Origin of the sequence: Kitasatospora sp. NPDC127121, assembly GCF_042677305.1 — a bacterium.
GTDB lineage: Bacteria > Actinomycetota > Actinomycetes > Streptomycetales > Streptomycetaceae > Kitasatospora.
In genome coordinates, this window is the sequence record NZ_JBHXTQ010000085.1 from 26263 (window position 1) to 38425 (window position 12163).

Sequence of the window (12163 nt, forward strand, 5' to 3'; positions counted from 1 at the left end):
GCGGCGCCGGCCAGTACCAGCGCGTCCTGAAACACGCCCTAGCCGTTCCCCTCGCCCAGCTCGGGGAAGTGGCACGCCACCTCGTGCCCGGTCTTCAGCGCGGCCAGCGGCGGCTCCTGGCTGGCGCAGACGTCCTGGGCCTTCCAGCAGCGGGTGCGGAAGCGGCAGCCGCTGGGCGGGTTGATCGGCGAGGGGACGTCGCCCTTGAGCAGGATCCGCTCGCGGCCGGCCCGCTGGCGCCGGCGCGGGTCGGGCACCGGCACCGCGGACATCAGCGCGTTGGTGTACGGGTGCAGCGGGCTCGCGTAGAGGGAGTCGCGGTCGGCGATCTCGACGATCTTGCCGAGGTACATCACCGCGACCCGGTCCGAGACGTGCCGGACCACCGAGAGGTCGTGCGCGATGATCAGGTAGGTCAGGCCGAGTTCGCGCTGGAGGTCGTCCAGCAGGTTGACCACCTGGGCCTGGATGGAGACGTCCAGGGCGGAGACCGGCTCGTCCGCGATGATCATCTTCGGCCGGAGGGCGAGCGCCCGGGCGATGCCGATGCGCTGGCGCTGGCCGCCGGAGAACTCGTGCGGGTAGCGGTTGTAGTGCTCGGGGCTGAGCCCGCACAGTTCCAGCAGTTCCTGGACGGCCTTCTTGGTGCCGCCCTCGGGCTCCACCTTCTGCAACCGGAACGGCGCGCCGACGATGGTGCCGACGGTGTGCCGCGGGTTGAGCGAGGAGTACGGGTCCTGGAAGATCATCTGGATGTCGCGGCGCAGCGGCCGCATCGCGCCGACGCCCAGGTGGGTGATGTCGGTGCCCTCGAACTCGACCTTCCCGCCGGTCGGTTCGTCGAGCCGGGTGACCAGTCGGCCCATCGTCGACTTGCCGCAGCCGGACTCGCCGACGACCCCGAGCGTCTCACCGGCGTTGACGGTGAAGTCGATGCCGTCGACGGCCCGCACCGCACCGGTCTGGCGGCGCAGCAGTCCGCCGCGGATCGGGAAGTGCCGGGTCAGGCCGGTCACCCGGAGCAGCGGCTCGCGGTCGGGGGCGGGCGCGGGCGCGGGGGCCGTTGCCGCCTGAGTGTCCGTCATCGGTTCTCTCCAGAAAGGTGGTACGAGGCCGGGCTCACAGCCGGGGCGCGATCTCTTCGGCGAAGATGCGGTGCCGTTCGGCGGCCGGGAGGTGGCAGGCCGCGTAGTGGCCGGGCGAGGCTTCGGCCAGCACCGGGAGCTCGCTCGTGGAGCGCCCGCCGGTCCGGTCGGCGTACGGGCAGCGCGGGTGGAAGGCGCAGCCGGACGGCACGTTGATCAGGCTGGGCGGGGTGCCCTTGACCGGGACGAGGCGGTCCTGGAGTTCGCGGTCCAGGCGCGGCATGGAGCCCAGCAGGCCCCAGGTGTAGGGGTGTTCGGGCGCGTCGAAGAGGGTCTCGGCGGGGCCGCGCTCGATGCACTTGCCGCCGTACATGACCAGGATGTCGTCCGCCAGTTCGGCGACCACCCCGAGGTCGTGGGTGATGATGATGACGGCCGAGCCGAACTCGTCCTGGAGGTCGCGGATGAGGTCCAGGATCTGCGCCTGGACGGTGACGTCCAGGGCGGTGGTGGGCTCGTCGGCGATCAGCAGCGAGGGGTCGTTGACCAGCGCCATGGCGATCATGGCGCGCTGGCGCATGCCGCCGGAGAACTGGTGCGGGTAGTCGTCCACCCGGCGGTCGGGCTGCGGGATGCCGACCCGGTCGAGCATCTCGACCGCGCGGGCCCGGGCCTGCTTCTTGGACGCCTGGGGGTGGTGCACCCGGTACGCCTCGACGATCTGCGCGCCGACGGTGTAGTAGGGGTGCATCGCGGTCAGCGGGTCCTGGAAGATCATCGCCATCTCGCGGCCGCGCAGTTGGCGCACCCGTTCGGGGCCGGCCGCGATCAGGTCCTCGCCGTCCAGCCGGATCTCGCCGGTGATCCGGGCCCGCTTGGTGCGGTGCAGGCCCATGATGCCGAGCGAGGTGACGGACTTGCCGGAGCCGGACTCGCCGACGATGCCGAGGGTGCGGCCCTTGTGCAGGTCGAAGCTGACCCCGTCCACCGAGCGGACCAGGCCGTCGTCGGTGTCGAAGTGGATCCGCAGGTCGCGGACGGAGAGGAAGGGGTCGCCGGACGGGGCCTGGGCGGCGACCGCCTCGGTCTTCTGGAGCTCGGTCACGAGAGCCTCACCCGGGGGTCGACGAGTGCGTACAGGAGGTCGACCACGAGGTTGCAGGCGACGATGAAGAAGGCGGCGAGCAGGGTGACGCCGAGGATCTTGGGCAGGTCGTTGTCGGCGATCGCCTGGACGGCGAAGGCGCCGACGCCTTGGAGCGAGAAGACCTGCTCCGTGATGAGGGCGCCGCCGAGGAGCAGGCCGAGGTCCATGCCGAAGATGGTGATGACGGGTGTCAGCGCGGCGCGCAGTCCGTGCCGGGCGACGACCTTGCGCTCGACCAGGCCCTTGGCCCGGGCGGTGCGGATGTAGTCCTCGCTCATGGTCTCCAGCATTCCGGCGCGGGTGAGCCGGGCGTAGAGCGCGGAGTAGAGGAAGGCCAGCGAGATCCACGGGAGGATCAGGTTGCGGGCCCACATCAGCGGGTCGTCGGCGAAGTCGACGTACTGGAGGTTGTCCAGGATCGGCCACTCGTAGCTGAACAGCGTGAGCAGCAGCGCGCCGGTGAAGAAGACCGGCAGCGAGACGCCGGCGAGGGAGATGCCCATGGCGATCCGGTCGAAGACCGAGCGCGGCTTGAGCGCGGAGACGACGCCGGTGGCGACGCCCGAGACCAGCCAGAGCACGGCCGCGCCGACGGCGAGCGAGAGGGTGATCGGGACGCGCTTGATCAGCTCGGGCCAGACCTCCAGGTGGTTCTTGAAGGAGTAGCCGAAGCACGGTACGTGGCAGGTGACCGGATCCGGGCCGAACTTGTACTCGGCGCCGCTGACCAGGCCCTTGAGGAAGTTCCAGTACTGGGTGTACAGCGGCTGGTCGAACCCGAGGTTCTTCTTGACCGCGGCGATCGCCTCGGGGGAGGGGTTCTTCCCGACGTACTGCGTGGCCAGTTGGTCGGTGGTCTCGCCGGCGATGCGCGGGAGCAGGAAGAAGATCGCGAAGGTGACCGCACTGACCACCAGCAGCAGCACGACGGCCGCGAAGATCCTGCGGATGATGTAGGCAAACACAGTTGGGCGGCTCCGGCGGCCCGCCGCCGTCCGGGATCTTCCGGACGGCGGCGGGCGGCCGCTGCCTTCACCTGCCTTCAGGGATGTGGAGCCAGGCTCTTTACTTGGTGGTGCCGATGTTCAGGTAGTCGTACTCACCCGAGAAGCCCGAGGTGGACACCAGGTTGGTGGCGTTGTCCGGGCGGTACAGGAAGACCTTGAAGTAGGTCAGCGGGACGTAGACCGCCTGGTCCATGATCTTCTTGTCGATCTGGCCGTAGATCTTCTCGCGCGCCGACTGGTCGGTGTTGGCGATGGCGTCGTCGAGCAGCTTGTTGACCTCGGGGTCGTTCAGCTGGGCCAGGTTGCTGTTGCCGGAGGCCTTGATGGCGCGGCCGTCGGAGATCTGCTGCAGGAAGCCGTAGCCGGTCGGCCAGTCGGCGCTCCACTGCATCATCATCAGACCGATGTTGTGGTCCTGGGTGAACTGCGGGACACCGGCGGCGTCCGAGAAGTACTTGCCCTGCGCGTACTTCTGGATCTCGACATTGATGTTGATCTTCTTCAGCGCGGCCTGGATCGCGGTCGCCGCCTGGACCTCCGGGTCGCGCTCGGTGCGGGCGGTGATCACGGTGCTGAAGCCGTCCGGCTTGCCGCAGGCCTTGAGGGCGTCCTTGGCCTTGGCCTCGTCACCCTTGTTGCCGTTGGTCGCCCAGGTGTTGAAGTCCTGGTGGCCCGGGACGTCCGGCGGGAGCACGGTGTTGGCGACCTGGCCGCGGATCGGGCCGCCGAGCGTGGTCTGCACGGAGACCTTGTCGATCGCGTACTGGACGGCCTTGCGGCACTCCAGGTTGTCGAACGGCGCGACCTTGCTGTTGATCGCGACGTACGCCAGGCGGCCGCCGTAGGCGTTGTCGGTGTTCGCCTTGAGCTTCTGGTTCTGCAGGATCTGCGCCTGGGTCTGCGGGTCGACGCCGCTGCCGACCAGGTCCACCTGGGCGTTGCCGGCGATCAGGTCCTTGTCGATGGTGGACTGCTCCATGCCCATCCGGACCACGATCTTGTCCGCGAGCTGCTTGCGGATCGGGTCGGTGCTCGGGTCCCAGTTGGTGTTCGGCACCAGGATGAGCTGCTTGCCGTCCTCGTAGGACTCGAACTTGTAGGCACCCGAGGCGACCACGTGCTTCACGTAGCCGGCGCCGTCGTCCTTGGCCTGCGGGACCGGGACGGTCTGCGGGGAGCCCACCAGGTAGTCGAAGTCCGCGAACGGCTGCTTCAGGTGGAAGACGATGGTCAGGTCGTCCGGCGTCTCGATCGAGTTCAGGCCACCGGTCTTGTCCTTGTACGGGCCCTGGTACGGGGTCTCGTTGTCGACCAGCAGGTCGTGGAAGTAGGTGGGGCCGTTGGAGTTCACGTCCGACGCGAAGTTGGAGCGCTCGACGGCGTACTTGACGTCCTTGGAGCTGATCGGGGTGCCGTCGTCGAACTTCAGGCCCGCGCGCAGCTTGTACGTCCAGGTCAGGCCGTCCGCGCTGGCCTTGCCCAGGCTCTCGGCGAGGTCCGGGACCAGCTTGTTGCCGTTCGAGCCTGCGCCCGGGGCGAAGGTGGTCAGCGGACGCCCGTACAGGCGCGAGAAGTTGTAGATGTAGGCGTAGTACGTGTTGCCCGGGTCGAAGGAGTCCGGGGCGCCCTTCATCTCGTAGGTGACCGTCCCGCCCTTCTTGTCCGAGGCGTTGACGATGCCCTTGGTGGCGGCGTCGGCACCGCCGCCACCGGCGCTGCTGCCGCTGGCGGAGGAGGACGAGCCGGAGCCCTTGCTGCCGGAGGTGCAGCCGGTCACGATCAGGACCGCGGCGGCTGCCGCCGCGGTCAGGGCGACGGTACGGGACCTGCGCATGGGTGAGATCAACCCCTTGAGGGTGGGAAGGAGGGAGGGCCTGGCGTTACGTCAGTTGCTCTTGGGATCGAGGGCGTCACGCAGCCCGTCGCCGAGCAGGTTGAAGGCGAGCACGGTGAGGAAGATCGCCAGACCGGGGACCACCATGTACTGGGGGTCCACCTGGTAGTACTTGATCGCGTCCTGGAGGATCCCGCCCCAGGAGGCCTGCGGCGGCTGGATGCCGACACCGAGGAAGCTGAGGCCGGCCTCGAAGAGGATGTTGGTCGGGATCAGCAGGGTCGAGTAGACCAGGATCGGACCGACCAGGTTCGGCAGCAGTTCCTTGAACAGGATGAACGGGCCTCGGGCGCCCAGGCTGCGGGCCGCGTGGACGAACTCCCGCTCGCGCAGCGACAGCGTCTGTCCGCGCACGATCCGGCCCATGTAGGGCCAGTTGAAGAAGCCGATCACGAAGATCAGCACCAAGATGTGCAGCGGGAGGCCGTGCAGGCCGAACGCGCCGCCCTGCAGCGAGGTCGAGATCGCGATGGCGAAGAGCAGCAGCGGGAAGGCGAGGAAGACGTCCATGATGCGGCTGATCACGGTGTCCACCCAGCCGCCGTAGTAGCCGGCCATGACGCCGAGCACGGTGCCGATCGTGTTCGACAGCAGGGTCGCGCCGAAGGCGACCAGCAGGGAGACCCAGGAGCCCTCGATCACGCGGGAGAGCAGGTCACGGCCCTGGAGCGGGTCGACGCCGAGCGGGTGGTCCCAGCTCATCCCGCCCCAGTCACCGAGCGGGATGCCGCCCAGGTTGGCGTCGAGCAGGTCCTGGTTCAGGGCGTCCGGGTCGAGGCCGAACAGGGCCTCGATGGGCTTGGCCAGTACGGCCAGCAGGATCAGCAGGATCACCACGACGCCGCCGGCGACGGCGAGTTTGTCGCGCTTGAAGCGGGTCCAGGCGATCTGGCCGAGGGAGCGGCCCTCGATCTTCTTGGCCGGGCTCGCGGGGGCGGGTGCCTCCGGTTCGTTCCCGGTGGTTGCGATGGGTGCGGTCATGGTCAGTTGGTCCCCTCGCCGACGGTGGCCGGCCCACGGGCGCCGGTCACCGGTTCGGCGGTACGGCTGCGGACGTGCGGAGGTGCTTGGAACGGGTGTTCGCGGCAGTACGTCGTGCACGGGTACTGCCCCAACGCGGGATGGGCTTCGCGTGGTTCTGGCGGTCGGCGTGCGCGTTCACCTTCGTGGGGTTCCCAGTACGCGCGGTGCGTTGCGCAGAACTCTCTGCCATCCGAACTCGCTTGCGCCAGCCCTGACAACCGACAGATGCCCAACTGTGATCTGTGCGCATGCACCTCCTACGCCTTCGGCATATCCCTCTTCACACGGCTGTATCAGGCATGTCAAGGTGATCGACGGTAACGGCCGGAAGTTCGTCCGGAAAGCACCGAAGCCGACCTGATGCAAGATCAAGTCGGCTTCTGGAAACAGGTTTTGGTTGTCAGCGCCCCGGGTATCCGGGCCACGGCTGCTGCGGCTGCCCGGTCCAGCCCTGCGCGGGCTGCTGCGTGCCGTAGCCGTAACCCGGCCCCTGCTGCGCAGGGTACGGCGGAGGCGGCACCGGCGGGTACGGGCCGGTCGGCGGGCGTCCCGCCTCCCGGTCGAAGAACGGGCGCGCGTGCGCCCGCATCCACAGCGCCACCGGGTCGTACTCGTCCGCCATCGCCACCGTGGACACCGCCAGCCCCTCCGGGGCCACCGCGATCGCCCGCTGCATCAGCGCCCGCACCGCCTCCACCGCCGGCGGCGAACTCTCGTACAGCTCCAGTCCGATCGCCAGGTACGGCTCCCCCACGGCCGGCTGCACCCAGGCCCGGCGCAGCGCCCGCACCGCACGCACCTCACCGGCCTGCCGCTCCAGCAGCGCGAAGAACGGCTGGGCGTTCAGCTGCGGCTCACTCAGCTTCAACGGCCCGGCCGGCAGCCGCTCCAGGCCCGCGGCGATCCGCCGCAGGTCCGCCCAGGGCACCCCGACCCCGCCGCCGGGCGCATGCGGGTTGAGCCACAGCCCCCAGCGGGTCCGGTACAGCGAAGCGGCGATCTCCCGCCCGGAGATGACCTCGTGGGCCCGCGCCCAGCCGGACGACGCCAGCTGCTCGGACGAGGTGACGGCCGGCGCGTAGCCGTGGCCGCTGATCTCCATGTTCCCGTACTGGGCGTCCGCGCTGCCCGGCGTGCCGTGCCACAGCAGCATCCAGACCTGGCCGTCGGCCAGTGCGTGCAGCAGTTGCTCGTACGCCTCGTAGCGCTCCGGCGCGACCTCGCGCAGGGTGCGCTCCAGCGCGCCCGGATCCGCTCCGGGGCGCCCGGCGGGCGCCTGGCCCCAGGGCCCCGGTGCACCGCCCGCTACCGCTCCCGCACTCATGCGCCCACCTCGCCGCGCCTCTTTCCTCAAGCCTGCCGGCCCGTCGGCCGTCTGCACGCACCCTATGGCGCGGCACCGGCCACCGCCACGGCGACGTGCCTCCGATACGAACCCCGCTCAACCCCGCGCGTAGAAAGGGAGCACCCGGGTGAGCAGCCACTCGACCACCGGGTCATCGGCGAGATCGAGCAGTACGAGGTGGACGCCCCCCGGCAGCGGCGCGGTTCCCAACGCGCGGCCGAGCGCCTCGTTCACCGCGCCCGGGTCGGCCGGGGCCGCCTGGTCCAGCTGGACGCCCACGAACATCACGGTCGGCTCGCCCTCGATGCTGGCGAGCGCCCGCCGCGCGGACAACACTCCGGGCAGGGCGGAAAGTTCGGCCCGGCAGGCGGCCAGGAAGTGCTCCGGGTCCTCCCCCGGCACCGGCTCGCGCAGCGCCACCCGGCCACCGGTCGGCGCCTCCGGCCCCTGGCCCTGACTCTGGTTCTGCTCCTGGATCCGGCCCTGCTCCTGGTCGGCCAGGCGCTCCTCGCGCGGGCCGCGCCGAAGCTCCGCCACACCCTGCGGCGGCACCGGGATGCCCACCGCCGCCTCCGGGTTGACCGCGATGCCCACGCCCAGCGGCAGCCCGCGGGCGAACTCCCAGACCGGCGCCACCGCGAAGGCCATCCCCGGCGCCTGCCGCAGGAACACCTCCTGCGAGGAGAACACCGGCACGTACGGCTCGCCGGCCAGCTCGATGGTCGGCAGGTCCAGCGCGGGCCCCTGCGGGTCGCCGCCGGCCGGCAGCGGGATCCACACCTGGCTGCGGGCCAGCACCTCGACCACCCGCGGCGTCGCACCCGGGTCGCCCAGCGCGGCGGTCAGCACCTGCTCCAGCTCGTTGGCCGGCCACCCGCCGCCCGGCGGCGCCGACTCCGGCCCGCCCCACCCCTGCTGCTGCTCCACCGGGTACCCCATGCGCGCCTGATCCGCCCTCTGCCGGTCGGCCGCCCTCTGCTGCGCCGACGCGCAGCAGTCTAGGGCTGTGCCCGAGGTGGCGGGGTGTGACCGGGTCCCCTCTCCCGTCGTCGGCGCGGACGTGCCATGATGTGCGCGTTCGACGGCGCGGCGCGCCGGCGGACCGACAACTCCATACCGGCCGCTCGAACCCGCGCGGGAGAGCCCGGAGTGCCCCGTCAGGCGGCACAGCCGGCGCCGAAGGAGCAACTCCTCCCCGGAATCTCTCAGGCCCCCCTACCGCACGGGTTAGGCACATCTGGAAAGTGGCGCACGGCCCTGTCGCGCGCCCACCCACGGTGCAAGCCACCATGCTGTCCTGGATGCTGGAAACAGCTGCGGGCAGGTGGGCGGTGAAGCTCTCAGGTTCGACGACAGATGGGGAGACCCACGCCGCCGCATGCCCGCGCGCAGGGTCGGCCCCCCAGCGGGTCCGGTTCCGGCGCGTGCACCCATGAGTGCCCAGACCGAGGAGTTCCAGGCCATGTCGTCCCTCCGCCTCACCGCGCTCGACGCGCTGCACCGCGCCCTCGGCGCGACCATGACCGACTTCGCCGGCTGGGACATGCCGCTGCGCTACGGCAGCGAGCGCGAGGAACACCTCGCCGTCCGCACCCGGGCCGGGCTGTTCGACCTCTCCCACATGGGCGAGATCACCGTCACCGGCCCGCAGGCCGGCGAGATGCTGGACCACGCGCTGGTCGGCTTCGTCTCCGCGCTGGGCGTGCTGCGCGCCCGCTACACCATGATCTGCGCCGAGGACGGCGGCATCCTGGACGACCTGATCGTCTACCGCCTGCGCGAGGACGCCTTCCTGGTCGTCGCCAACGCCTCCAACGCCCAGCTGGTGCTGGACGAGCTGATCGCCCGCGCCAAGGGCTTCGACGCCGTCGTCACGGACGACCGCGACACCTACGCGCTGATCGCCGTCCAGGGCCCGGAGGCCACCGCGATCCTGGCCGGGACCACCGACGCCGACCTGCCCGGCCTGAAGTACTACGCGATCCTCCCGGCCCAGGTCGCCGGCCGCGACGTGCTGCTCGCCCGGACCGGCTACACCGGCGAGGACGGCTTCGAGATCTTCTGCAACCCGGGCGACGCCGAGGGGGTCTGGCAGGCGCTGACCGCCGCCGGCGAGGGCCGCGGCCTGGTCCCGTGCGGCCTGTCCTGCCGCGACACGCTGCGCCTGGAGGCCGGCATGCCGCTGTACGGGCACGAGCTCTCCACCGACCTGACCCCGTTCGACGCGGGCCTGGGCCGGGTCGTGCGCTTCGACAAGACCACCAACGAGGGCACCTTCGTCGGCCGCAAGGCGCTGGAGAGGGCCGCCGCCGAGGCCGAGGCCAACCCGCCGCGGGTGCTGGTCGGCCTGGTCTCCGAGGGCAAGCGCGTCCCGCGCGCCGAGTACACCGTGGTCTCCGCCGACGGCGCCCCGATCGGCCGGATCACCTCGGGCGCCCCGTCGCCGACCCTGGGCCGGCCGATCGCGATCGCCTACGTGGACGCGGCCCACGCCGCCCCCGGCACCGCCGTCGCGGTGGACGTGCGCGGCAAGCACGAGCCGGTCGAGGTCGTGGCGCTGCCGTTCTACAAGCGCGCTCGCTGAGGCCGGGGGCCTCGCTCGCCGAGGCCCCGCCTTCCCCGTAGACCCGGGCCTGAACCACGCCCGACCCAGGCTTGAGCCACGCCTGATCCAGGTCCGACCCAGGTCCGACCCAGGTCCGATCCCATGCCTGAACCACGCCTGATCCGCGTCGAAGCCGTCCGTGCGGCGGCCCGCTTCGTCGTACCCGCTTCCCATCCTGGAGAATGACGCCATGAGCAACCCCCAGCACCTGCAGTACACCAAGGAGCACGAGTGGCTGACCGCCATCGAGGGCGGTGTCTCCACGGTCGGCATCACCGCCCACGCGGCCGACGCGCTCGGTGACATCGTCTACGTGCAGCTGCCCGAGGTCGGCGCCGACGTGACCGCGGGCGAGTCCTGTGGCGAGCTGGAGTCGACCAAGTCGGTCAGCGACCTGTTCTCCCCGGTGACCGGGAAGATCGTCGAGATCAACCAGGACGTCCTGGACGACAACAGCCTGGTCAACAGCGCCCCGTTCGAGGGCGGCTGGCTGTTCAAGGTCCAGGTGGAGTCCACCGACGAGCTGCTCAGCGCGGACGAGTACACCGCCTTCATCGGCGGCTGACCCGCTCGTGACGGGGCGGCCGCAGCGCGGCGGCCGCCCTGCCAGGCTCCCCCCCTCTGCTCCCGTCTCTCTCCTCCCGGGAAGACCACACCATGACGGTTCTGAACCAGTCCCTGCACTCCCTCGACCCGGAGATCGCCGCCGCGGTCGACGCCGAGCTGCACCGCCAGCAGACCACCCTGGAGATGATCGCCTCCGAGAACTTCGCCCCGGTGGCGGTCATGGAGGCCCAGGGCTCGGTACTCACCAACAAGTACGCCGAGGGCTACCCCGGCCGCCGCTACTACGGCGGCTGCGAGCACGTCGACGTGGTCGAGCAGATCGCGATCGACCGCATCAAGGCCCTGTTCGGCGCCGAGCACGCCAACGTCCAGCCGCACTCGGGCGCGCAGGCCAACGCCGCCGCGATGTTCGCGCTGATCAAGCCGGGCGACACCATCCTGGGCCTGAACCTGGCCCACGGCGGTCACCTGACCCACGGCATGAAGATCAACTTCTCCGGCAAGCTCTACAACGTGGTCGCGTACCACGTGGACGAGAAGACCGGCCAGGTCGACATGGCCGAGGTCGAGCGCCTGGCCAAGGAGCACCAGCCGAAGCTGATCATCGCCGGCTGGTCCGCCTACCCGCGCCAGCTGGACTTCGCCGCGTTCCGCCGGGTCGCCGACGAGGTCGGCGCGCTGCTGATGGTGGACATGGCGCACTTCGCCGGTCTGGTCGCCGCCGGCCTGCACCCCAACCCGGTGCCGTACGCGGACGTGGTCACCACCACCACCCACAAGACCCTGGGCGGCCCGCGCGGCGGTGTCATCCTGTCCAAGGCCGAGTACGCCAAGAAGATCAACTCCGCGGTGTTCCCCGGCCAGCAGGGCGGCCCGCTGGAGCACGTGATCGCCGGCAAGGCCGTTGCCTTCAAGGTCGCCGCGTCCGAGGAGTTCAAGGAGCGCCAGCAGCGCACCCTGGAGGGCGCCAAGATCCTCGCCGAGCGCCTGCTCCAGGCCGACGTCGCCGAGGCCGGCGCCTCGGTGCTGTCCGGCGGCACCGACGTGCACCTGGTCCTGGTCGACCTGCGCAACAGCCAGCTCGACGGCCAGCAGGCCGAGGACCGCCTGCACGAGGTCGGCATCACGGTCAACCGCAACGCCGTCCCGAACGACCCGCGGCCGCCGATGGTCACCTCCGGCCTGCGCATCGGCACCCCCGCGCTCGCCACCCGCGGCTTCCAGGCCGAGGACTTCCGCGAGGTCGCCGACATCATCGCCGAGGCGCTCAAGCCCGCCTTCGACGAGGACGCCGCCACCGCGCTCAAGGCCCGCGTCACCGCGCTGGCCGAGAAGTACCCGCTCTACCCGAACCTCTGATCACTGCGGTGATCGTTCGGGCGGGGTGACCGGCCTCACCCCGCCGCGGCACCTGGGATCCCGGGGCACCGCGCACACTGGACAGTGTGCGCGGGGCCCCGACCCGGGTCGTCCCCCGCCCGCCCGTCCAT

10 protein-coding genes and 1 riboswitch are annotated in these 12163 nt (G+C 70.8%); of the genes, 3 read left to right on the forward strand and 7 right to left on the reverse strand.

The window, feature by feature from the left end:
• Nucleotides 1-38: 38 nt before the first annotated feature.
• The 7 genes from ACFVHI_RS31055 to ACFVHI_RS31085 form a co-directional block, all read right to left on the reverse strand.
• Complete coding sequence (locus tag ACFVHI_RS31055) at nucleotides 39-1085, reverse strand: ABC transporter ATP-binding protein (RefSeq protein ID WP_063347740.1); 1047 nt, start codon at nucleotides 1083-1085, stop codon at nucleotides 39-41.
• A gap of 34 nt (nucleotides 1086-1119) precedes the next feature.
• Nucleotides 1120-2190 (reverse strand): ABC transporter ATP-binding protein, encoded by a 1071-nt coding sequence (locus ACFVHI_RS31060; RefSeq protein ID WP_063347741.1) that lies wholly within the window; start codon nucleotides 2188-2190, stop codon nucleotides 1120-1122.
• On the reverse strand, nucleotides 2187-3197 hold the full coding sequence (locus ACFVHI_RS31065; RefSeq protein ID WP_363372006.1) for an ABC transporter permease: 1011 nt from the start codon (nucleotides 3195-3197) through the stop codon (nucleotides 2187-2189). The genes ACFVHI_RS31060 and ACFVHI_RS31065 overlap by 4 nt, the downstream gene beginning before the upstream one ends.
• Before the next feature lie 100 nt (nucleotides 3198-3297).
• Nucleotides 3298-5073, reverse strand: coding sequence for an ABC transporter substrate-binding protein (locus tag ACFVHI_RS31070; protein ID WP_380344984.1), 1776 nt, complete (start codon nucleotides 5071-5073; stop codon nucleotides 3298-3300).
• Between the two features lie 51 nt (nucleotides 5074-5124).
• Entirely contained in the window at nucleotides 5125-6114 is a 990-nt protein-coding gene (locus ACFVHI_RS31075) for an ABC transporter permease (protein ID WP_063347744.1), read from the reverse strand.
• A gap of 442 nt (nucleotides 6115-6556) precedes the next feature.
• Complete coding sequence (locus ACFVHI_RS31080) at nucleotides 6557-7480, reverse strand: enhanced serine sensitivity protein SseB C-terminal domain-containing protein (RefSeq protein WP_079135614.1); 924 nt, start codon at nucleotides 7478-7480, stop codon at nucleotides 6557-6559.
• Nucleotides 7481-7597: 117 nt separating this feature from the next.
• The gene (locus ACFVHI_RS31085; RefSeq protein ID WP_063347745.1) at nucleotides 7598-8440 is read right to left on the reverse strand and encodes an enhanced serine sensitivity protein SseB C-terminal domain-containing protein; all 843 of its coding nucleotides are present in this window, start codon (nucleotides 8438-8440) and stop codon (nucleotides 7598-7600) included.
• 186 nt (nucleotides 8441-8626) lie between these two features.
• A riboswitch (glycine riboswitch) is annotated at nucleotides 8627-8732 on the forward strand.
• Between the two features lie 231 nt (nucleotides 8733-8963).
• On the opposite strand from ACFVHI_RS31085, the gene gcvT reads away from it, so the two are divergent.
• The 3 genes from gcvT to glyA all read left to right on the forward strand — a co-directional run bounded on the left by gcvT (nucleotide 8964) and on the right by glyA (nucleotide 12032).
• Nucleotides 8964-10085, forward strand: a complete 1122-nt coding sequence (gene gcvT, locus ACFVHI_RS31090) for a glycine cleavage system aminomethyltransferase GcvT (protein WP_063347746.1) — start codon at nucleotides 8964-8966, stop codon at nucleotides 10083-10085.
• A 211-nt stretch (nucleotides 10086-10296) separates the two neighbouring features.
• On the forward strand, nucleotides 10297-10671 hold the full coding sequence (gene gcvH / locus ACFVHI_RS31095; protein WP_063347747.1) for a glycine cleavage system protein GcvH: 375 nt from the start codon (nucleotides 10297-10299) through the stop codon (nucleotides 10669-10671).
• Between the two features lie 92 nt (nucleotides 10672-10763).
• Complete coding sequence (gene glyA, locus ACFVHI_RS31100; RefSeq protein ID WP_063347748.1) at nucleotides 10764-12032, forward strand: serine hydroxymethyltransferase; 1269 nt, start codon at nucleotides 10764-10766, stop codon at nucleotides 12030-12032.
• Nucleotides 12033-12163 lie beyond the last annotated feature (131 nt).